The organism is Marinicrinis lubricantis (assembly GCF_042658665.1).
Classification (GTDB): domain Bacteria; phylum Bacillota; class Bacilli; order Paenibacillales; family KCTC-33676; genus Marinicrinis; species Marinicrinis lubricantis.
In genome coordinates, this window is sequence record NZ_JBHSQV010000027.1 from 90,719 (window position 1) to 113,092 (window position 22,374).

Annotated in this window: 19 protein-coding genes; all 19 read left to right on the forward strand. The window is 40.4% G+C overall.

Annotated features, from left to right (window positions below; all coding sequences use genetic code 11):
• The 19 genes from ACFPXP_RS03730 (at position 1) to ACFPXP_RS03820 (ending at position 22,285) form a co-directional block, all read left to right on the forward strand.
• Positions 1-948, forward strand: a complete 948-nt coding sequence (locus ACFPXP_RS03730; RefSeq protein ID WP_379892489.1) for a GDP-mannose 4,6-dehydratase — start codon at positions 1-3, stop codon at positions 946-948.
• Positions 949-952: 4 nt separating this feature from the next.
• Positions 953-2,239 (forward strand): flippase, encoded by a 1,287-nt coding sequence (locus tag ACFPXP_RS03735; protein ID WP_379892491.1) that lies wholly within the window; start codon positions 953-955, stop codon positions 2,237-2,239.
• A complete protein-coding gene (glf, locus tag ACFPXP_RS03740) occupies positions 2,232-3,389 on the forward strand; it encodes a UDP-galactopyranose mutase (protein WP_379892493.1) in 1,158 nt (385 codons plus the stop codon). Before ACFPXP_RS03735 ends, glf begins: the two co-directional genes overlap by 8 nt.
• A complete protein-coding gene (locus ACFPXP_RS03745; RefSeq protein WP_379892496.1) occupies positions 3,386-4,384 on the forward strand; it encodes a glycosyltransferase family 2 protein in 999 nt (332 codons plus the stop codon). The genes glf and ACFPXP_RS03745 overlap by 4 nt, the downstream gene beginning before the upstream one ends.
• A 20-nt stretch (positions 4,385-4,404) precedes the next feature.
• Entirely contained in the window at positions 4,405-5,589 is a 1,185-nt protein-coding gene (locus ACFPXP_RS03750) for a glycosyltransferase family 4 protein (RefSeq protein WP_379892498.1), read from the forward strand.
• Complete coding sequence (locus tag ACFPXP_RS03755; protein WP_379892500.1) at positions 5,586-6,776, forward strand: glycosyltransferase family 4 protein; 1,191 nt, start codon at positions 5,586-5,588, stop codon at positions 6,774-6,776. Before ACFPXP_RS03750 ends, ACFPXP_RS03755 begins: the two co-directional genes overlap by 4 nt.
• 18 nt (positions 6,777-6,794) lie before the next feature.
• Positions 6,795-8,210, forward strand: coding sequence for an O-antigen polymerase (locus ACFPXP_RS03760; RefSeq protein WP_379892502.1), 1,416 nt, complete (start codon positions 6,795-6,797; stop codon positions 8,208-8,210).
• Positions 8,207-9,301, forward strand: coding sequence for a glycosyltransferase family 4 protein (locus tag ACFPXP_RS03765; RefSeq protein WP_379892504.1), 1,095 nt, complete (start codon positions 8,207-8,209; stop codon positions 9,299-9,301). Before ACFPXP_RS03760 ends, ACFPXP_RS03765 begins: the two co-directional genes overlap by 4 nt.
• A 6-nt stretch (positions 9,302-9,307) precedes the next feature.
• Complete coding sequence (locus tag ACFPXP_RS03770; RefSeq protein ID WP_379892506.1) at positions 9,308-10,540, forward strand: glycosyltransferase family 4 protein; 1,233 nt, start codon at positions 9,308-9,310, stop codon at positions 10,538-10,540.
• Positions 10,541-10,596: 56 nt separating this feature from the next.
• On the forward strand, positions 10,597-13,230 hold the full coding sequence (locus ACFPXP_RS03775) for an O-antigen ligase family protein (RefSeq protein ID WP_379892508.1): 2,634 nt from the start codon (positions 10,597-10,599) through the stop codon (positions 13,228-13,230).
• Between the two features lie 90 nt (positions 13,231-13,320).
• Positions 13,321-14,223 carry a stalk domain-containing protein gene (locus tag ACFPXP_RS03780; protein ID WP_379892510.1) on the forward strand — a complete coding sequence of 301 codons (903 nt, stop codon included), beginning with the start codon at positions 13,321-13,323 and terminating at the stop codon, positions 14,221-14,223.
• A gap of 37 nt (positions 14,224-14,260) precedes the next feature.
• A complete protein-coding gene (locus ACFPXP_RS03785) occupies positions 14,261-15,346 on the forward strand; it encodes a mannose-1-phosphate guanylyltransferase (protein WP_379892512.1) in 1,086 nt (361 codons plus the stop codon).
• 111 nt (positions 15,347-15,457) lie between these two features.
• The gene (locus ACFPXP_RS03790; RefSeq protein ID WP_379892514.1) at positions 15,458-16,417 is read left to right on the forward strand and encodes an NAD-dependent epimerase/dehydratase family protein; all 960 of its coding nucleotides are present in this window, start codon (positions 15,458-15,460) and stop codon (positions 16,415-16,417) included.
• A 36-nt stretch (positions 16,418-16,453) separates the two neighbouring features.
• Positions 16,454-16,963: a hypothetical protein gene (locus ACFPXP_RS03795; protein ID WP_379892515.1), complete on the forward strand. Its 510-nt coding sequence runs from the start codon at positions 16,454-16,456 to the stop codon at positions 16,961-16,963.
• A 125-nt stretch (positions 16,964-17,088) separates the two neighbouring features.
• Positions 17,089-17,370: a small, acid-soluble spore protein, alpha/beta type gene (locus ACFPXP_RS03800; protein WP_379892517.1), complete on the forward strand. Its 282-nt coding sequence runs from the start codon at positions 17,089-17,091 to the stop codon at positions 17,368-17,370.
• Between the two features lie 179 nt (positions 17,371-17,549).
• Positions 17,550-18,758 carry a methionine adenosyltransferase gene (gene metK / locus ACFPXP_RS03805; protein ID WP_379892519.1) on the forward strand — a complete coding sequence of 403 codons (1,209 nt, stop codon included), beginning with the start codon at positions 17,550-17,552 and terminating at the stop codon, positions 18,756-18,758.
• A 94-nt stretch (positions 18,759-18,852) separates the two neighbouring features.
• Complete coding sequence (gene galU, locus ACFPXP_RS03810; protein WP_379892521.1) at positions 18,853-19,734, forward strand: UTP--glucose-1-phosphate uridylyltransferase GalU; 882 nt, start codon at positions 18,853-18,855, stop codon at positions 19,732-19,734.
• A 268-nt stretch (positions 19,735-20,002) separates the two neighbouring features.
• Complete coding sequence (locus tag ACFPXP_RS03815) at positions 20,003-21,553, forward strand: S-layer homology domain-containing protein (RefSeq protein ID WP_379892523.1); 1,551 nt, start codon at positions 20,003-20,005, stop codon at positions 21,551-21,553.
• Between the two features lie 282 nt (positions 21,554-21,835).
• Positions 21,836-22,285, forward strand: a complete 450-nt coding sequence (locus ACFPXP_RS03820) for a hypothetical protein (RefSeq protein WP_379892525.1) — start codon at positions 21,836-21,838, stop codon at positions 22,283-22,285.
• Positions 22,286-22,374 lie beyond the last annotated feature (89 nt).

Genomic DNA, 22,374 nt, shown 5'->3' on the forward strand with positions numbered 1-22,374 from the left:
ATGTATAAAAATGTTTTGGTTACAGGCGGTGCAGGATTTATTGGTAGCCATTTAGTTGATTCCTTATTAGCGGATGGCTGCCGAGTTACGGTCATTGACAATTTTGATCCGTTTTACAGCAGGGAATTGAAGGAACAAAATATTCAAGCGCATCAGGAGCATCCCCTATATAAACTGTATGAAGCTAATATTTGCGATACGGCACGGGTTCTGGAGATATTTGCTGAGGTACAGCCAGAGGCAGTGGTGCATTTAGCCGCCAAGGCTGGTGTTAGACCGTCTGTAGAAGATCCTATTGCGTATGTGAAGACAAATATTGAGGGGACTAGCGTGCTTCTGGATGCATCGAGAAAGCACGGTGTGAAGAAGTTCGTCTTTGGTTCCTCCAGTTCTGTATACGGTCTGAACAGCAAAGTTCCTTTCTCTGAATCAGATCCAACTCTGCTTACAGCATCTCCTTATGGTGCAACTAAGGCAGCGGGTGAATCATTATGCATGAGCTTCAACAACTGCTATAAGTTGCCAATCGTTGCGCTGCGATTTTTCACGGTATATGGTCCAAGACAGCGACCGGATCTGGCGATTCGTAAATTTACAGAGCGTATCATGAACGGGCAACCCATTCCATTGTTCGGTGACGGAACGACCAGCCGAGACTATACATTCGTATCGGACATTGTTGTTGGAATACGTGCGGCAATTGAATATGAGACAAAAGGGTATGAAGTGTTTAATTTAGGCAATGACCGTCCAACGCAGCTGATTGACCTCGTTCGAACAATTGAGAATGCGGTACGTATGGAGGCCAATATTGAGTGGAAGGAGCCGCAAGTAGGGGATGTTCCTCGTACGTGGGCTGATCTTCATAAATCAGCGGAAAAGCTTGGATACAAGCCTCAAGTACCGATTCAAGAGGGTATCGCAAAGTTCGTAGAATGGATGAAGTAATGAAATGTCAGACAAGAAGCGATTAGTGCAAAATTTTATATCCCTTATCTTTCTTCAAGGAACCAATTATATATTGCCGCTCCTAACATTGCCTTACTTGGTAAGGGTGCTCGGCCCGGGAAACTACGGATTGGTCGCTTTCGGCCAAGCCTTTATTACGTATTTTGTGATGCTGACCGACTATGGTTTTAATTTGTCAGCGACCCGGATGATTTCAATCCATCGGGAGGACAAGAACAAGGTATCCGAGATTTTTTCATCCGTTATGGTCATAAAAGTCTCGCTGATGCTGCTCAACTTTCTTGTAATGATATCCATTGTATTTTCAATAGATAAATTTTCTTCTGATGCGATGCTGTATATCTTAACCTATGGGTTGGTACTGGGCAATGTTCTTTTCCCGATCTGGTACTTCCAGGGGATAGAGAATATGAAATACATTACGATGTTGAACATTGTAAGTAAGTTCATATCCACCGTTTTGGTCTTTGTAGTGATTCGCGGCGAAGGAGACTATATATTTGTGCCCCTGCTTAATTCTATTGGAGTTGTCTTTATTGGCATCGTGGCAATTTGGATTGTTCTTGTTCGGCACAAGGTCAAGTTCCAGCTGCCCACAAGACATCAGCTCGTGTATCAGCTCAAGGAAGGCTGGCATGTCTTCATTTCACAAATCGCCATCAATTTATATACAGTCAGCAATACGTTCATACTAGGTTTGTTCGCAAGCAGCACGGTTGTTGGTTATTACGCTTCGGGGGAAAAAGTGATTAAAGCGATTCAGGGCTTAATCACTCCGATTACACAAACGGTGTACCCATACATTAGTAAACTAGCTGCGCAATCATACAGCAGGGCGTTTGCATTTATAAAGAAAGTATTGTTCATCGTCGGAAGCGCTACTTTTGTAGGGGCATTTATCGTCTTCGTACTTGCGGAACCGGCAGTAAATATCATCTTAGGCACTGAGTACAAATCGTCCGTGGTCATTATACAGATCCTTTCCTTCCTTCCATTTATTATTGGCTTAAGCAATATATTTGGTGTGCAAACGATGCTTACTTTCGGTCATAAGAAGGCATTCTCAAGAATTCTCATGGGATCGGGTTTGTTTAATATCATCTTAGCGTTTACGATCGTTCCTTATTTCGAACACATCGGTACAGCGATTAGTGTGCTAAGTACGGAAATTGCGGTCACGGTGACGATGTTTATTTATCTAACGATCAAAGGGTATAGATTCTTTGGCAACAACAAAAAACAGGTTACATGGGAGGGTCAAGATGTTTGATTACATCATTGTCGGTGCGGGTTTCGTAGGGTCAACCTTAGCGGAGAGGCTTGCAAGCCAATTAAATAAGAAAGTATTAATCATTGAACAAAGAAACCACATTGGTGGCAACGCTTATGATTGCTATGATGAGCACGGAGTATTGATCCATCAGTATGGTCCGCATATATTTCATACCCGCTCGAAGGAAGTATGGGATTATCTATCACAATTTACGGACTGGCGGACATATCAGCATGAGGTACTTGGTCTGATTGACGGTCATAAGGTGCCGGTTCCATTCAACCTGAATAGTCTGCATCAGTTGTTTCCAAGCAGTCTGGCCAATAGGCTGGAGGAAAAATTGATTGGGCATTTTGGTTACAATGTGAAAGTGCCTATTCTGAAGCTTAGAGAAGTATCTGATTCAGATTTGCAGTACTTGGCTCAATATGTGTACGAGAAAGTATTCTTGAATTACACGGTGAAGCAGTGGGGAGTGAAGCCGGAGGAATTGGATCCAACCGTTACAGGCAGAGTTCCCGTATATATCAGCAGGGATAACCGCTACTTTCAAGATGTCTACCAGGGCATGCCTTCTCACGGGTATACGAAGATGTTCGAACGTATGCTGGCTCATCCGAACATTAAAGTCATGCTGAACACAGATTACAAAGAGCTGATGGCGGTCGATACAGAAGCACAACTGATCACATTCATGAATCAGCCGTTCGAAGGTAAGCTCATTTATACAGGTCCAATCGATTATTTCTTTGACTATAAGTTTGGCAAGCTTCCATATCGCTCTTTGAGGTTCCAATTCGAGCATTGGAAGGATGATCTTGTACAAGATGTAGGAACAGTTAATTACAATAACAACTATAACTTTACACGAATGACGGAGTTTAAACATCTAACCGGACAGAAAGTGGACGGTTCCACAACTGTCAAAGAATTTTCTCAAGACTATGTGCCTGGGCAGAACGATGCGTATTATCCGATTAAGAATGACGGAAACCTTGAATTATATAAGAAGTATAAGCGTCTAGGAGATTCCATTGAACCGGTGATCTTTGCAGGGCGACTTGCGGAGTATCAATATTTCGATATGGATGCCGTCGTGGCGAGGGCACTGGGTTTGTTTAATCAATTATATGGAGATGTAATATGAAACAAGCGCCAAGTGTATGTGCAGTGATTGTAACATTTAATCGGGCCGAACTGTTGATTGAATGTATTGAATCGTTGGTGAATCAAAGCTATCCGCTTGATACGATTATGATTATAGACAATGCTTCCTCAATAGACACGCCCCATCTAATGATAAAGTATCGGTATATAACTGCGTATCCCGATATTGAAAGCAACATTATATGGTCAACTGAAACCGAATATCAAGGGATAAGAATCAGCTATACAAGGCTCCCTGAAAATACCGGTGGTGCTGGAGGATTCCATGAAGGTATGAGAAGAGCAGGTGATGATTCCTTTGACTGGGTGTGGTTAATGGACGATGACGTCATTCCTGATTCGGACTGCTTAGAAAAGCTTTTGAAATCGAACTTGTGCTTGCAGCAAGATGTTGGAGTACTCATGCCAGCGAGAACGACAATGAACGGGGAACTTGCTGCATATGAGAAGGTATCATTAAATTACTCCAATCCGGTGAAGCCCTACAGCTCCGAATCTGTAATGGGGCTCTACAGGACGGTAGATGAGCTTCCGGAATCCGGACTGGAAATAAAGACAGTTGCTTTCGAAGGGCCGCTGATTCGGAAGAAGATAATTGATGAGATCGGGTTGCCAGAGAAAGACTTCTTCATTATTGGAGACGATACAGACTATTCCATTCGTATTTCAAAAGCAGGGTATAAACTGTTTATTATTCCTTCAGCTCGAATGGTTAGGAAATTGGTACAGCCTGAAGTTTCCGAGTGGGGATGGAAGGATTATTATTATGTTCGGAATATGGTTATATTAGATAGGCTTCACGGTAACTTTTGGGTAAGGTACTTTAGATCATTCTTATATTTTTCATGGGTGATGATGAAAGAAATATTAAAATATAAAAAAGTTACAACAAAGATCAGGATTCTATACAAAGGACTGCGGGATGGGTTGTTTAATAGGTTAGGCAAAACAGTACAGCCCGGATCTAAAGTATAGAGACCTTGGAGTGAATTGAAATGAGAATTATCATGTTAACCGCTGATTTTCTTCCCAATATAGGTGGTATTGCTTCCCATGTCTATCATTTGTCGACTGAATTGACAAACAGGGGCCATGAGGTAATTGTAATAAATGCATTAAGTGGGAGAAAGAATCGCCTTGAGAGCTATCAACTCGAAGGTGTACATGTCATTAAGGCTGAATTCATTGGGCATTCTATCGGAAAAATTGAATGGTTGAAGCGAACCGCATATGTTAATAGTATTGTGAAAATGGTCAATAAACAATTCGGTCCAGTAGACCTCATCCATCAGCATGACCACTTGGACTCCACTTTATCTGCAAAGCGATTTCATAAAATATGCAAATGGGTTTGGACGAATCATACTTCAGGGTATATTGAACAATATGAGTCGCCTATGAAGAGAAGATTACTCAAATGGCTATATCATGGTGTACATGCGGTTATAGGCGTGAGCGAAGAAAGAACACAAAAGGCGAGAATGCTTATAAATGATGAACAGTTTCTCAGATATATCCCAAATGGAGTAAATACTCGTCGCTTTCGGCCGGACATTCCCAAGGACTGCAACCGTTTTGGCTTAGAAGAAGGGAAATTTACTATATTGTGCCCAAGCAGAATGACTGAAGTTAAAGGGAATATATATTTCGCTGAAGCGATCAAAAAGATACTACAAGATCGTACGACTGAGGATTTACAGTTTGTGTTTTTAGGCAGTGAAGAAGCACCAAATACAAATATTGAGTATATTAATGCCGTGAAAAGAGTCATTACAGATTCAGGAATCACTTCATACGTAAAGTATTTAGGTAATATTCCGATGGAGGAAATGGAAAAAGTATATGCTGTGGCTGACATTGTTGTGTTGCCTTCCTTACAAGAGGCGGTAAGCTTAGCCGCGCTAGAAGCCATGGCAATGAAAAAGGCAGTTGTAGCCAGCAATGTAGGTGGGTTTCCGGAAATTATTACTTCAGGTCAAACTGGGTTATTAGTACCACCTAAAAGTTCGGATGAACTAGCTAAAGCAATCGTAAAACTATACCAGAACCAAGAGATGCTTGAACAAATAACTAATACCGCTTTTGAAAAAGTGAAGGATTATTCTTGGAGTATTATTGCCGAAAAGACCGAATCTTTGTACAAAGGTCTGATAAATTATTCAATACGAGGCGAGATATGAAAGTATTAATATTCAATACATTATATTACCCGAATATAGTCGGCGGGGCAGAGAAATCAGTACAATTGCTAGCGGAGGGTCTTGTTCAGCTTGGTATACAACCCGTCATTGTAAGCACGGCCAAAGAGGATAAGGTACAAGAAGTTAATGGGGTTAAAGTTTATTATTTATCACACCGCAATCTATATTGGGGTGTAGACTCCAAATCTAAACCATCGTATCAGAAAATGCTTTGGCATGGAATCGATTCCCATAATCCGTTCATGGCCAGAAAAGTTAAAGATATTATAGCAGTTGAAAGGCCAGATGTAATTCATACGAATAATATTACAGGCCTTTCGACTGCACCATGGATCGTTGCTCGCAACATGGGGATACCTGTTGCACATACACTTAGAGATTTTAGCCTAATGTGCGTTAAGAGTACGATGTTTAAAGCGAATCAAAACTGCGAAAAACGATGCTCAAGCTGCAGCTTATATACAGAGAGTAAAAAAAGGCTGTCTAATCAAGGTTATGTACATCATTTAATAGGAAATTCACAATTTATGATCGATAGGCATCAACATTTTGGATATTTCCAGAATACCCCTTCGTCTCGTATCTTTAATGGTGCTGTAATCCAATCCCCAACACTTGATTTCAAGAAGATAGGGGAAAAACGAAGACTCAAGTTTTTATATATGGGTAGGATTGAGGAAACAAAGGGTGTGAAATTGCTGCTGGATACGTTTCAAGATCTTGATAATGCGGAACTCCTTCTAGCGGGCAAAGTATATGATGAACAGATTCAAGCCAATCTTGATAATAGCAAGTATCCTGATCACATAACGTTCTTGGGATATACGAATCCGAGTGATATTTTGCCTGAGGTTGATATGTTAATTGCGCCATCTATTTGGCATGAGCCTTTGCCAAGGGTGATATTAGAAGCATATTCTTATGGGAAGCCGGTCATTGGATCTAACCGAGGTGGTATACCAGAATGTATAGAAGAAGGGAAGACTGGTTTTATCTTTGATCCAAATCAGCCGGAATCGTTAAGAAGTAACATAGAGAGAATAATAAACTATCCAAATTTATTACGTGAAATGAGTTTGGATTTGGAAAATTATCTAAAACAATTTAATATACAGAGAACTATAAATGAGTATTGTAATGTATATAAACAAATTTCAAATTCTTAAGTGTTGCGGAGAATTTATATGAACAATGCTATGTTGATAGATACAATATTATTTATTATTTCATCGGTAATTTTTATATTCTGGATTTGGAAAAAGCACTTAAATATGAGAGGGAAATTAGTTTCCATCTTATTATTTATGTCGTTTAATTCAGCATATAACATCATGATCAAAAAGATACATGATTATAATATGGCTATTCCTAGGACATTTATTTGGAATTATAATTTGGTCGGGCCCTTTAGTATATATGATATTTTATTTATTTTTCTTTTTATCGTCCTTTTACCTAAAATGATGAAGATGTATCTAAATAAAAATGACTCACTTTTTAAACTGATTTATTTAAAAGAATTACTCATATTATTTATTTCTGTGTTTGCCTTCGTTATTTTCAAAGGCTACTGGCTTGATGGTGGAAATACATTTCTAATAAATATAAAAGGTTTAATTTATTTTAATGTTGCGTTAGTACTAACGTATTACTATTTAAATTATCATATGAAGTTGTCTTCATATTTGTTTCCCATTGCATTGATTTTGATAAATGGTTATTTATCACTTCAGTTTTTTCCAATAAACGAACTATGGGTGAGATATGGGCAAACTGTAAAGATAATTAGCCAAGAAGGGGCATATACAATTTCTTTGTTTATTATTACTTACTTAGGAATCTACTTGTTCAATTATACAAAAAATAAGACAGTTCGTTATTTCTGCGTTGGGTTGCTATTTTTATTTTTTTTAATGCAGAATGTACTATCAATTTATAAAGCTAATTTTATTTACTTTGCGTTTATTATCTTAGTATTATTTCTTATTAGACAAAAGTTATCTAGGGTTTCCCTAATTAGTTTTCTAGTAACAATTATGATGATATTTGTAGCAATTAACTCGAACTTCTTTTATGAATTAGCTACATCAAAATCAATTCAAACTCGATCAGGCCAATTGACAGATTATTTATCCTATATTGGGAATTCAGAACAACAGAGGTATTTAATTGGTTCAGGGTTAGGATCTCCCTATAAATCTGAATTTTCAAATGATGATATGGGCGAAATTAAACTGATCGATCTTGAGAGTACAGTCGGAGTAGGATATCGATTTGCAATTCAAACACCAATAATTAGTGTATTTAAGGATGCTGGTTTTATAGGGTTAGCAATATATATAATTTTTAATATTGTGATGGCAGTATATCTATGGAGAAATGTGATATCGACAAATTTAAATCGACTATTATATTCAGAGAGAGTTGAAATATTGACGATTAGCATATTAATTATTTTCTTATCGTGGAAAGGTTATGTAATGATTGGCGGGACCACACCTCTCTTTATTTTCTCGGGATTTCTTGTTGGGCGTTTTATTATTTTATTTAAGAAGCTGTATAGGAGTAATGAGGAATCGAGGGGTATAATGATAAAATGAAAATTTATATCAACGGGCGTTTTCTTACACAGAAAATCACAGGTGTACAAAGATACGCATTCCAATTAGTTAGATCAATTGATAATTGGCTTGAGCAAAATGGTAGCGGTTTGACAGTTACAATACTTGTACCGGGAAAAAGTGATTTAATGATAGATATAAAACTAAAAAATATTCTTCTTAAAAGGATTGGAAGATTAAAAGGACATTCATGGGAGCAATTAGAGCTTCCTTTTTTTTCAAGAGGGGGATTCCTAGTCAATTTATGTAACACTGGTCCAATGTACAAAAGGATGCAGCAGGTTACTATCCATGATGCAGCAGTTTTCGCAAACCCAAAGGCATTTTCCAGGACATTTAGAAGTTGGTATAGATATCTATTGAAAAGACTTACTAAGAGCACTTCATTTATTACTACAGTCTCAAATTTTTCTAGAGATGAAATATCAAAATATTGTGATGTCACACCTTGCAAAATAAGTGTTGTTTATCCAGGCAAAGAACAATTAGAAGGTGAACTGCAACCCGACAACTTGTTTCTTAAAGAACAAGGTCTGGATCAAAAGAAATATATTCTCGCCGTAAGTAGTTTAAATCCAAATAAGAACTTTAATTCCATTCTTAAGGCAGTAGATCTAATGACTAAAGAGTATGATGTATCGATAGTAGTTGCCGGAGCTATTAATAGAAGAGTATCAGGGAACTACCAGTTGGATAACCAAAGCAACGTCCAATATGTTGGTTATGTTACGGATGAACAATTAATAGCCCTTTATAAGAACGCAAGTTGCTTCGTATTTCCGTCCTTCTATGAAGGATTTGGGTTGCCACCTATTGAAGCTATGGCTTCCGGATGTCCAGTAATCGTGTCTAATACTTCATCAATTCCAGAGGTTTGTGGAGATGCAGCTGTGTATTGTGATCCAAACAGTCCACAAGATATAGCAGAAAAAATTGAACTTGTAATACGAGATGAAGAGTTACAGAAATCGTTAAGAGCTAAAGGATTAATACAAGTAAAGAAATATAATTGGAATACCAGTGCGAATGTATTTATGAGTTTGTTACTTCAGCATATTATTAAGGAGTAGTAGTTAATGAAAATTTGTATGATCACTAGCATGTTTTTTCCTACAATTGGAGGAATTGAAACCCATGTTTATCATTTATCTAAACAATTAATTAAACTAGGTCATAAGGTCGTAATTATTCATACTATCATGGAAAAATCCAAAAATGGGAATGCTGTTAAAGTTGAAAATTACGATGGTTTGGAAGTTCATAGGTTTTACATGTTAAATGATAAAACTAAAACGAAATCTTATAATAAATATACAAACGACTCGAAGTTAAGTTTTTTTATGGGTTTTCTTAAGAAAGCAAGACCTAATTTATATAGTAAAAAAATTGCAGAATATATACTCAGTCTAAATAAGATGGAACCTATTGATATCATACATCAGCACGATTTTATAGGTAACATATCTACGACAAAAAGGTTGAGTAAGCAATTACCAGTTATAATCACAAATCATACTGGTGAATTTTTAATGTTGAATAATAATAAATTTTTACGTCTCTCATTAAGAATCTTGTTAAGTCACTACAGGCACTTAATAGGCCCTAGCAAAGAATTGATTAATATTAATTTTCTTAAGAAATCCGAAAGGGTTACTTACATTCCAAACGGGGTATCCCTTGATGACTTTACTGTATTAGATCGTGTAGAAAAGAATAGGTTAAGACAAGAATTAGGTTATGATGAAGAGGAGATTTTAATTCTTTGTGCTAGAAGATGGGCTCCTACAAAGGGTGTTAAGTATTTTGTTGAGGCCATACCAGCTATATTGAAGAAAATCGGGGACAGAAAGATAAGTTTCTTAATTTCCGGAAACGATTATGTTCACTATCCTGCATATAAACAAGAAATTATGGAATTTATTAATGAAAATAAAATTAGTGACAGTATTAGATTATTGGGGGATATTCCCCATAATGAGATCAAGAAATATTACCAAATTAGTGATATCGTAGTGCTGCCGTCATTAATGGAAGCTACGAGTTTATCCGGATTAGAAGCAATGGCTTGTGGGAAACCTCTACTCGGTACTAATATAGGGGGAATCCCAGAAATTATTGATCAGAACTCAAATGGTATACTGGTTGAACCTAAGGATGCAGGAGCTATTGCTGAAGGTATAATAAAACTCGTACAAGATGATCACTTGGAGTCAATGGGGAAAAGTTCAAGGACCAAAGTGGAATTGGAATTTTCCTGGGGTATAATCACTCAGCGTACTTTAGATATATACAAGAGATGTATTGAATAATTACAATATAACAAGTTCAATTTTAGTGATAAAATAATTTAAAGTGGAGGTTAATTATGTTCTGGTTCGTTTTCGCCATACTTGGTGCTGTTTTCTTCTTTACCCCTTATAGTGAGGGGTTATTTTTTGACGATTATGTAATGTATTTTGTCGAAAGCGCACTATTCGTTACTTTCATGATCTGGGTTATTTATATGTTAGTAAAAAAGAAGACAGAACTGCCTTCGGTTTATTTACTCATATTCATTATCCCTATCACGTATCTAATTGCATTCTTTACCGCAGAATCCCCTATTGGAAACTTCAATAATTTGTTGCGTTGGTTGGCGTATGCTTCGTTCTTTGTTATGTTGATTTGGCTCAGGCAGGATAAGCAGAAGAGTCATTATTTGCCTGTGTTTTTTCAAATCACTGCAATCGCTATTGCTTTATTTTCTTTATTTGGCTACCTGGGTTGGATTGACTACCGTGATATCGTGATGGGGCAAAGATTAACTGGACCTTTCCAGTACGCGAACACATTCGGAGCTGTCATGGGAGCTTTTTGGATTTTCTCCCTAATCATGTCGACTCGTAAACTAACCCATTTCAAAATGGTATGCTTATATGCTCTACCTGTGGTCTTATTCGGTACAGTATTCATGTTGTCTTACTCGAGAGGTGTCTTTATCTTCTTCCCTATTGCTTGGTTTATCGGCTTAATCCTGCTGCCGTTTAAGAATCAGCTGATCTATCTTATTCATTCATTTATTTCGATTGTATTTTCACTCATATTATATGCGTTGTACACTTCAGATACACCAATCGTTGTTTCTCTAATCGTTCTAGTGGCGGCAATTGCAATATATACAGTTGTATCAATGTTTCTGTCTCACAAACAAAAACTGGATCCAGCCATCGACAAACTTATTGAGCGAAATGGCTTGTTGAAGCGTTCTGGCCGTTACATTACAGCTGTGGTGATTGTCGCCATCGGTGCACTCCTGGCGGCAGATTTATTAAATTCAGGTGTCGTTCACAGTGTGCTGCCATCTAGCCTGCAAGAACGCTTGAATGACATTAATTTAGAGACAAGTAGTGCTTCGGGTCGTCTTAATATGTATGAAGACGCACTTCGCATTAGTAAAGATTACATTGTAACTGGCGCAGGAGGGGACGCTTGGAGATATCTCTACGCTGTTTACCAAGACGAGCCTTATTTAAGTAATGAAATCCACAGCGGTTACTTGGAGATCCTGCTAGGTGTGGGTTGGATTGGTTTTGTATTGTTTATGGGCATGTTGATTGCTTTCATCTATGTTGCCTTGAGAAAATTGACTGTAGTAAATGAGAATGATCGAACGGTTTCCATTGCGGCACTTTCCGCATCAGCCATGCTCTTGCTACACTCCGCCATTGATTTTGACTTTTCCTTCGGTCTGGTATGGTTCATTATCCTATGGTTGTTGGCCATGTGTATGCCGAGAGTTGCGAAAGTAGAACCCATTCGTGAAAGGAACGGACTGCGCAGAATTAAACCATATGTGGCAAGTGGTGCTGCTGTACTGGCTATTGTTGGCTTGTTCTTTTCCTTCCGATTCTTCATGGCAGAGCAAAGTGCATCGAAGTTGTCCGGGCAAATTAGTATGGATCAGGCTATTAATGCGGCTGATTCGATGACCTCTTTGAATCCTTACAGCACGGATTATTTATATAGAGCATCGACGGTGTATTTTCAAATCCTACAATCCTCTTCACAGCCCGAATATACTGAGAAGATTGTAGATGCAGCTCAAAAGGCAAGAGACTTGGAACCGAGAAACGGAATCATTCTATATAATTTCGGGAATTTATTTGCCCAATTAGGCGATCCTGACAGAGCTATAGAATATATGACTTTTGCACATGAAGCGAACCGTTTCCAAACCGATTATATTAACAGTTTGATTAATATTAAGAGCCAAATTGCTTTCAGGGCTCAATTAGAAGGAAATGATGAGCGAGCAAAAAGTTATGCGGAAGCAGTAAGGAAAGATTATGAAGAATATAAAGAATGGTTTGAGGAATTTAAGGACAAATCTATCCCTGATAAAAGAAATATAAGAATAAATACTGACGCCTATATTTCTACAGCCGGATCATTGCAGATCTTGCAAGAAGATGCAGCAGCCTTAGAGATTCTGTATTCTATGGGGGCTCATTTGGAACCAGGAATATATGACCCAGAACAGAAGAAGGTATTGACTCAGGATTATACGATTTCTACCCTTGAAAATCTGCTAAGAAGTTATTCCAATCAGATTGTAGTTCTATCAGTTCGTGATGAAGCCACGAACAAGTTGCCAGTCGAAGTAAGAAATTTATTATTGGAAATGGGTGCTTCCATTGACCAACTGGAATATAGAGGGTCGTATGCAGCAGTTATCACGGATGGTTATGTTTTGAAAGATGAAGTACAAAATAGTACTGCTGTTGAATGGAATGCAGAGAATGCTCCGGAACTAACACAAATTTTTGGAGGAAAAGCATTTAGAATACTATCAGCAGGTAATCCACATGGAAATGACTCTTCGATTCAACTGGATGGAGTAGAGTATTCCAAGAATGGCAGGGGTGTGAACATGGTTATTTTTGATAAGCAAATGAATTTAATTGGTTCATTCCACTTTGATACATTCCAGTCTCCAGGGATTTCTGTATTCAAATACTAAAACGCTAAATAACCTTTGCTGCGAAATAAAGGAATTTGTCCCTTTTTGTCAAAATGGTTATGAAGTAACTGGCAAGAAGGGATGGATTCTATGGTGAAAATGAATAAGATTAAAACGTCGTTGCTAGTCCTGGCGGCAGCCACTCTATCCATTAGCGCGGTTGCAAGTGCGGCAGGGCAGATTTCTAAGATTGAGGCATATATTCGGGGTGACCTAAAGGTGAAACTCAATAATGAGATAGTCAAGCTTCAGAATACACCGATTGTATATGAGAATAGAACCTATGTCCCTCTCTCGGAAATTGCTGATTTGGTCGGAGTGGATGTTGTTTGGGACGGAGAAAATAAAACGATTCATATTAACGAAGTGAAGCCTGTTCCTGAATTTGTCGAGCCGACAGACTATGAAGAAATACAGGGCATGTCGTTCCAAGTGATGTTGGCCGAATACGGCGGTAGGACATATCCTGTTTTAACTGCTTATGGTCAAATGGGACAGTTGTATTATCGGGTTCAGGATTTTCAGCAAATGGGGTATGACATTCAGGGGGCTAAACTGGCCAAGGAAAAGTGGTCTGATTTTTGGTTTGTGAGCAAAGAAGAGGCCCAGACTTTTATCAGCAACTTGAAATTATCATACCGAATGGATAACGAGACACCCGTTACAGGAGAAACGAATGAGAAACGAATGGCGGTTCTTCGTGACTATAAGCCAACCATTTATTATGAATATTTGGGTTCCGATGGTTATCCCAGGTATGATGTATATCCTGGTAGCCCTGAGGTATACATGATCGACAAGGTTGGGGTTAAGGAAGAAGAGCATGAATATTCGATCTTTTATAAAGCGGCAGGCAAGTTCTACAAAACGACATTGACCTTGAAAAACAGAAATCATGCCAATCCGGAGAAGGAAGAAGATTGGTATATTAACAGCAGCCAGACCAATTACGTGAAGAAAGAAGAAGTGTATAATTATAATACGAACTACTGAGCCTGCAAGCATAGATAAAACAGGAGGTCATGCTTTCATGACACTGACCGCAGTGATAATGGCAGGAGGTAAGGGAGAGCGGTTTTGGCCAAAAAGCCGAACTAGACTTCCGAAACAATTTTTAAATATTGCTGGGCAAAAATCGATGATCCAGCTCACGGTGGAAAGGCTTGAAAAGCTGCTCGATATTTCGAAGGTATTCATCGTAACGAACGATATGTATGCGGAATTGCTCCGCATCCAGATTCCTCATTTGCCTGTAGAAAATATCATCATAGAACCGGTGGGAAGGGACACAGCCCCTTGTATCGGACTAGCTTCTTTAATTATTGAAGAACGTTATCCCGACAGCACGATGGTCGTGCTGCCATCCGACCATATTATTGACCATAAAGAACAGTTTGCGAATGTGATCGAGACCGCTGCTTCTTGGGCCAAGAAAGGTCCATACCTGGTAACGCTGGGCATCACGCCGACATATCCGGAAACAGGTTACGGATATATTCAAAGCAGTGGACAGAAAGAAGAGCATATTGGATTAGAAATTCACCGTGTAGAGAAATTTGTGGAGAAGCCTGATAAGGCTACAGCGGAGAAATACTTAGCAAACGGTAACTTTTACTGGAACAGTGGTATCTTTGTGTGGAGAACCTCTGTGATTCGCCAGTACTTGAAGGAACTTCTGCCGCCCGTGCATGATGTGCTGGAAACGATCAAGTCGGAGGCTAAGCGCGCAGGTCAAATTACAGAGGAGATCATTCGATCCGAATTCAAGAAAATGCCTTCCCAGTCGATTGACTACGGCGTCATGGAGAAAGCCAAACATATCTTCGTCATACCTTATGATTACGGTTGGGATGACGTAGGAAACTGGACCGCCTTAGAGCGCTTGAATGATACAGATGAGCAAGGAAATGTCATTAAAGGCGATAATATTATTAATGTAGATACTAAGAACTGCATCATCGAGGGCAACGGCAAGCTTATTGCTACACTCGGCATCGAGGATTTGATAGTTATTGATACCGAGGATGTGACTCTTGTTTGCACAAAGGACAAGGCACAGGACATTAAGAAATTGCTGAAGGAACTGCGAGAACATAAGATGGACGAGTATTTATAAACAGATTAGGAGCTAATATTCATGCTTGGGAATATTAGCTCTTTTTAAATATCTATGGAGATGCATAGTCAACAGGGTTATAATGACATTAAAACTGTATGAGGGGTTTCTATGAAAATCGTTGTAACAGGGGCAGCTGGCTTTATCGGTATGCATACCGTAAAACGACTGTTAGATGTGGACTATGAAGTCATAGGATTAGACAACCTTAATGATTACTATGACATAGGGTTGAAACGTGATCGTCTGAAAGTATTGGAACATCCCAATTTTTATTTTTACGAGACAGGTATTGAGAATGGTGAAGCGTTATTTGAGATTATGAATAGTGAAGAACCGCAAGTCATTATTCATCTTGCCGCTCAAGCTGGTGTTAGACATAGCATTGAACATCCGGATGATTATGCTGTCTCTAATTTAACGGGATTTTTAAACATATTAGAAGCCGCTAGAAATTGTCACGTAGACCACCTCATTTATGCTTCATCCAGTTCAGTTTACGGAGCAAATAATAAAATTCCTTTTTCTGAAAACGATATCGTTGAACACCCCATCAGTTTATACGCAGCTACGAAAAGATCCAACGAACTAATGGCCTATACATACAGTCATCTATACGGCATTCCGATCTCGGGATTAAGGTTTTTTACGGTATATGGGCCTTGGGGCAGACCTGATATGGCGTATTATAAATTTACGGAGAAGATATTATCCGGCGAACCGATATCGGTATTTAATTATGGTGATATGAAAAGAGACTTTACGTATATTGACGATGTGGTGGATGGAATTGTTAATTTGATCCATTGTCTACCATCAAAGTCAGTGCCTCACGAAGTTTATAATGTTGGGAATAACGATCCCGTCTCATTAATGAGAATGATAAACATATTGGAAGAGGATCTAGGGAAGAAAGCCACTATAGAGTTTCTGCCTATGCAGCCAGGGGATGTGAAGGAGACTTACGCATCCATTGATAAATTACATGAGAAGATTGGTTATAAGCCTAAAACCTCTTTGGAGGATGGGTTATCCAAATTCGTTGATTGGTATAAGAGTTATTATAGATAATTGCATTTTATATCATTCTAGATGGAGGAGAAATCATTGAAACATATGAAGAAAATCGTGCTGACTGTTGCACTCTTCGGTTCTGGGTTATGGCTAGGTTCACAGTGGACAAGTATTGCGGAGACGAGCGGCTCGCCAGGAACGGTGAATGATCCTTTGGTGACGAAAGGATACGTTGATCAGAAGATTAATGAATTGGCCCAGCAAATCGGTAGCGGTGGTGCAGGTACAGGCAGCAATCAAGGCACTGCGTCCAGTCTGGAAATTATTACGTTAGCTCCTGGGGAAACCCTGTATGCAGGTGAAGGGACAGAATTCACCCTGCGTGTTGGAACGGCGTATGCGGTAAGCAACGATGCCAATGGTATTCCGGACGTCACGGAAGGCACGAATATTGAGAAGGGCTCCGTGATTCCTCGCGATCATCTGTTACTCTTCCCGAGAGAGGGCAGAGGTATACAAGCAGACGCCGATCAAAAAGGAAATGTCATTGTAATGGTCGTCGGCAGCTATATGCATATGGATGCGCAGGGAAACCCAAAATAACCAATAATCACGTACTTTAATAAAGGATGCATATTCCTGATTTAACATCTATTCAGCAGTTTGGAGAGCAGTCCATTCGAACATAATAATTTTACTTCCCATCATATGAAGGAGGTAAAGTGATTATGGCGAGAAGCAATGCGAAGGTCGTTCCTGAATCAGCACAAGCGTTGTATGAATTGAAGTATGAAATTGCAGCAGAGCTCGGTCTTCCGGTGAATAAACCGCCAGCGCAAAGCTTCAATACGGAATTCGGTTCTGAGCTTGGTGAAGCGGGTAGCTACACGGGCTACATTCAAAAGGACTATTGGGGTCATTTAGCATCTAGAGAAGCGGGGGCGGTTGGTGGACATATTACCTCCCGATTGATTCAGAGAGCTCAAGAAACCTTGCTCACTCTGGAATGAGAAGCTGCGTTTTCACGTATTGCACTCATTGACAGTACTCGACAATTCCAGTATGATATTGATTTGAAGGTACTAACCTTTTCCATCATGGAAAAGGTTCGTTTTTTGTTTGAAGCATTTGTTTAGGCATGCAATCTCATGGATTTATACATAATAACCCTATAGGAGGTTGAAAACTTATGGCATTAGCACGCAGCCGCCGTTTATTCACGTCCGAATCGGTTACCGAAGGACATCCGGATAAAATATGTGATCAAATTTCAGATTCGGTGTTGGACGCATTTCTAAGAAACGATCCCAATGCCCGCGTCGCTTGTGAGGTTTCTGTAACGACAGGTCTTGTACTTGTCGCGGGAGAAATTACAAGTGAGTCTTCTTACGTAGATATTCCTGCACTCGTACGTAATACGATCAAAGAAATCGGTTATACTCGCGCAAAATACGGTTTTGATTACCAAACCTGTGCTGTACTCACTTCGATTGATGAGCAATCGCCAGAGATTGGGAGTGCGGTGACCACCGCTTTAGAAGCACGTGAAGGTAAAATGAGCGATGCGGAAATCGAAGCGATCGGAGCAGGAGACCAAGGCTTAATGTTCGGCTTTGCGGTGAATGAAACGCCAGAGCTTATGCCGCTGCCGATTTCGTTAGCCCATCAATTGGCGAGACGCCTGACTGAAGTTCGCAAGAACGGTACCGTTGAATATCTTCGTCCGGACGGCAAAACACAGGTTACGATTGAATATGATGAGAATGACAAGCCTGTTCGTGTCGATACGATCGTGATCTCGACTCAACACCATGATGGGATCAGCCAAGATCAGATTAAAGAAGATTTATTGAAACACGTCATTCATCCAGTTGTTCCAGAACAGCTTCTAGATGAGAAAACGAAATATTTCATCAACCCATCCGGCAGCTTCATCGTCGGCGGCCCGCAAGGGGATGCAGGATTAACGGGACGCAAAATTATCGTTGACACTTACGGTGGATATGCACGTCATGGTGGAGGAGCTTTCTCCGGTAAGGATCCAACGAAGGTCGACCGTTCCGGAGCTTACGCTGCGCGTTATGTGGCAAAAAACATCGTAGCCGCAGGCTTAGCCGAAAAGTGCGAAGTGCAAGTCGCCTATGCGATTGGTGTCGCACAACCCGTAAGCATCAGCATTGATACATTTGGAACCGGTAAAGTAACGGAAGAGAAATTGGTTGAATTGGTTCAAAAGCACTTCGACCTTCGTCCTGCGGGCATTATTAAAATGCTCGATCTGCGCAGACCGATTTACAGACAGACCGCAGCTTACGGACACTTCGGCCGAAGCGATGTGGATCTCCCTTGGGAGCGCACAGATAAAGCGGAGCTATTGAAAGCCGACGCTGGTATATAGTACCTAGAAGCAATAGGAGCTGCGAGTCTCTCCCTATTGCTTTTTTTATGTTAAAATAATTCGAGTATTTCTTATAAGAGGGGAGTCTGTACAGTTGAATATCAAAAAAGCAATCATACCCGCTGCCGGATTAGGGACACGGTTTTTGCCGGCGACGAAAGCTCAGCCGAAAGAGATGCTTCCGATTGTAGATAAACCAACGATTCAATACATCATCGAGGAAGCGGTCACTTCTGGAATTGAGGATATATTAATCGTCAGCGGCAGAGGGAAGAGAGCGATTGAGGATCATTTTGATAAATCGTTCGAACTGGAAAAGGTTCTTGAAGATAAAGGGAAATTTCAAGTTCTAGAAGAGCTGCAGGAAATCGCAGATCTCGCCAACATTCACTATATTCGTCAAAAAGAGCCGAAAGGCCTTGGTCATGCCATTTGGTCTGCTAGAAAATTTATCGGAAATGAGCCTTTCGCCGTACTGCTAGGAGATGACATTGTGCAGTCGGAAACGCCGTGCCTTAAGCAGTTGATTGATGTGTATGATGGGGTCCAGACTTCGGTCGTAGGCGTTCAGCCGGTAGACGAGCAGGATGTTCATAAATACGGCATTATTGCGCCTGCGGAGAAAAGTGCTGCAGATTTAATGCTAGTCGATTCTTTTATAGAAAAGCCTCCTATCGAACTAGCACCTTCGAATTATGCGATTATGGGGCGGTATATTTTGACGCCTGAAATTTTTGATATTCTTGAGAATCAATCGCCGGGAGCGGGTGGTGAAATTCAGTTGACAGATGCGATCAACGCACTAAGACAGCAGCGCCAAATATATGCCTACTCTTTTCAAGGTCAAAGGTATGACGTAGGAGATAAATTTGGATTCATTAAAGCGACGATAGATTTTGCTTTGCAAAGAGAAGATTTAAGAGATGACGTTCTCAGCTATATACATTCATTGATGATTGAGGAAGTACAGGTCTAATAACCTATTTTTTGGGCAAATCCCCCAAAAATATTCTCCTCCTCCGAAAACTATAGCCAGGCCAATAAAGAGATTTCCTACTGAAAAAGTGAGGTTTGTGGCAAAAAGTTCCCGAAATGGCGAAACTATTCTGAATTGGCTGCGTTTATGGTTATAGACAAATTAATCCTTTTTTAATATTCTATTGTTTGCAAAGTGAAGGGCACTATTTGGGAAATACTGGGATGCCGTCACTTTGACATAAATAAAAAAGAGGAGGAGAAAATCGTTGTTTAAGAAAGTCAGTCTCAAGAAGTTCAGCTTATCCATGGCACTGGTCATGATGATAAGCCTGGCATTGCCAGTCCTGGCATTTGCAGCGGACAAAGTGCTTTTGTATTTGGACAAAAGTACAGGAACGGTAACGGGTTCGGTATACTATGACGTGTACAATGGGGATAACATGTCGGTAACCGAAAATGTTTATCTCGTAGACAGTGAAGGAAACCGATATTCTGTAGATAACTTGGTGATTGAAGGCAAAGGAGAGTACTATACGGTATCCGGTAATGTCTACAGCGATATTACGGTAACAAAGGATGTATACTTCACCTTCAATGATGCGGATGGAGTAAACAACGTATACCATAACGGTAACGTAAGTGGTTCCGTTTATGAATTCGTATACGGTGAAGATAACGGCGGAAGCACACCTCCACCTTCTTCGGGTGGCGGCGGCTGGTACGGCGGTGGTGGTTCCACTTCCCAAGATGGAGTGAAGGAACTATCCAACTCCCAGCTGAAGGCGGCAGATGGTGTTGTGACGATTACGCTGAGTGCTGACGACAAGCAAGTCCTGTTCCCAGCGAATGCAAATGCAATCTCCGCAGACAATGTATTCGTATTTGAAAGAGAAGGCTTCAAAGTAGAAATTCCAGGCGCATTGCTAGTACAACTGCAAAAGCAGATCGACAGCAGCGATCTGAACAAAGCGAAAATTTCTTTCAGCTTCGACAAGCTGACGGAAGAGAAAATCGCAGAAATACTTAAAGGGCTGAACAACAGCTCCACGGCTGTAACCGCTGCAGGTGAAGTCTATGACTTCGATCTTGCCATTGTAAATGGCAGCGAAGAGAAGCGTTTAAGCTCCTTCGACCCATCGATCAAAGTAGATTTAGCTGTGACGGAAGAGGTAGACGCGGATCTGACGAACCTGTACTATGTCGATGATGCTAGTGTTATCGAATATGTATATGGCGGTGATGTTGACCACTTCAGCTACTATGGCAACTTCGAATATGACAAAACGTTCAGCGATGTCCCTGCCGGTAACTGGGCAGAAGATGTGATCAAACAACTAGCTGCGAAGCAAGTTGCTTACGGCATCAGCGAAACGGAATTTGCCCCAACTCGCCAAGTCACTCGTGCCGAGTTTACGGCCTTCCTAGTACGCGCTATGGGTCTAGAAAGCGATCAAGCGGCTCCATTCTCTGATGTGGTGAAAGGTTCCTGGTATGAAGAAGCGGTGAACGCAGCTTATGCAAGCGGCATTGTATCCGGTGTGGGCAACAATAAGTTTGCTCCGAACGCGAAAATCACACGTCAAGAAATGGCAGTTATGCTGATCAAAGCTTACGAGTTGAAAACTGGTGAGTCCGTAGCTGCTGAGGGAAGTCTCAATTTCGTGGACGCAACCCAAGTAGCGGATTGGGCGAAAGATTACGTGAGCGCAGCAAGCTCCCTTGGACTTCTTGTAGGCCAAGGCAACAACGTATTCAACCCGACTGCATATACGACGAGAGCGGAAAGCACACAAGTGGCATCTCTGCTCGTAAGATAATTCAATATCTACAAAAAGCCGTTAATCCTTCGGGGTTAGCGGCTTTTTGGCGTGAGCTTACATTCCTCTCGCATTCGCATTCTTCATTACAATCATTTATGCCCCTTCCTCTCAACTTTTTTTCACATGAGCTGTTTCCTGTTATCCGACCATTTTCCTATATCAATCCCCGTCGCAATTCCTATCTTTCCTGCGAAACCTTTTAGTAGGTTAAACAGTCTATTATTATACGAGATATTGTTCCATAGATAATAGACTGATAGAGGAGAGAGGATCTGCTTCATGAATTCGAGAGCAAGCTGGAGAAAAGTCGCTATTCACGCCGCGGTAGGAGGGATGCTGCTGTCCCAGACCATCGCGCCTTTTAATGTACTTAGTGATCCGCCGAAGCTTTACGCAGCGCAGACGCAGGTACAGGAGACATTTACGAAAGTAAGTGAGCAGCCGATTACGTCAGGCGCGATGCTGCAGCAGTATGTTTGGAACTTGAAGAGAAGTGATGAAATGGTTCAGGTGAAGGCGAACGTCGTGCAGATCGATTTGCTGAATCCGTATGTGAAGCTCGATGTGATGAATGGGAAGAATGGACAGATTGCTCAAAAAGATACCGTGTTGAATATGACCAAGTACAGCGGGGCTGTAGCGGGAGTGAACGGGGATTACTTTAATGTGTCCGCGGAAGGATCACCGCTGGGATGTAACCGTCAAGTACTTTTGAGCAGATTCCGCTAAATAAGTTTCAACACCTATGAATTACCAAATATGGTTTCTCGGTGCTTGAGGCGGAAGCTATCTCCGCTTAGCTTTATCACTTCGCTCTT

What these genes read in the sequence shown, in the direction of transcription:
- ACFPXP_RS03755 (WP_379892500.1), top strand. Translation starts at nt 5,586, where the DNA reads ATGAAAGTATTAATATTCAATACATTATATTACCCGAATATAGTCGGC.
- metK (WP_379892519.1), top strand. Translation starts at nt 17,550, where the DNA reads ATGGCATTAGCACGCAGCCGCCGTTTATTCACGTCCGAATCGGTTACC.
- ACFPXP_RS03790 (WP_379892514.1), top strand. Translation starts at nt 15,458, where the DNA reads ATGAAAATCGTTGTAACAGGGGCAGCTGGCTTTATCGGTATGCATACC.
- ACFPXP_RS03735 (WP_379892491.1), top strand. Translation starts at nt 953, where the DNA reads ATGTCAGACAAGAAGCGATTAGTGCAAAATTTTATATCCCTTATCTTT.
- ACFPXP_RS03775 (WP_379892508.1), top strand. Translation starts at nt 10,597, where the DNA reads ATGTTCTGGTTCGTTTTCGCCATACTTGGTGCTGTTTTCTTCTTTACC.
- ACFPXP_RS03730 (WP_379892489.1), top strand. Translation starts at nt 1, where the DNA reads ATGTATAAAAATGTTTTGGTTACAGGCGGTGCAGGATTTATTGGTAGC.
- ACFPXP_RS03750 (WP_379892498.1), top strand. Translation starts at nt 4,405, where the DNA reads ATGAGAATTATCATGTTAACCGCTGATTTTCTTCCCAATATAGGTGGT.
- ACFPXP_RS03785 (WP_379892512.1), top strand. Translation starts at nt 14,261, where the DNA reads ATGACACTGACCGCAGTGATAATGGCAGGAGGTAAGGGAGAGCGGTTT.
- ACFPXP_RS03820 (WP_379892525.1), top strand. Translation starts at nt 21,836, where the DNA reads ATGAATTCGAGAGCAAGCTGGAGAAAAGTCGCTATTCACGCCGCGGTA.
- ACFPXP_RS03780 (WP_379892510.1), top strand. Translation starts at nt 13,321, where the DNA reads ATGGTGAAAATGAATAAGATTAAAACGTCGTTGCTAGTCCTGGCGGCA.
- glf (WP_379892493.1), top strand. Translation starts at nt 2,232, where the DNA reads ATGTTTGATTACATCATTGTCGGTGCGGGTTTCGTAGGGTCAACCTTA.
- ACFPXP_RS03760 (WP_379892502.1), top strand. Translation starts at nt 6,795, where the DNA reads ATGAACAATGCTATGTTGATAGATACAATATTATTTATTATTTCATCG.
- ACFPXP_RS03765 (WP_379892504.1), top strand. Translation starts at nt 8,207, where the DNA reads ATGAAAATTTATATCAACGGGCGTTTTCTTACACAGAAAATCACAGGT.
- ACFPXP_RS03800 (WP_379892517.1), top strand. Translation starts at nt 17,089, where the DNA reads ATGGCGAGAAGCAATGCGAAGGTCGTTCCTGAATCAGCACAAGCGTTG.
- ACFPXP_RS03745 (WP_379892496.1), top strand. Translation starts at nt 3,386, where the DNA reads ATGAAACAAGCGCCAAGTGTATGTGCAGTGATTGTAACATTTAATCGG.
- ACFPXP_RS03770 (WP_379892506.1), top strand. Translation starts at nt 9,308, where the DNA reads ATGAAAATTTGTATGATCACTAGCATGTTTTTTCCTACAATTGGAGGA.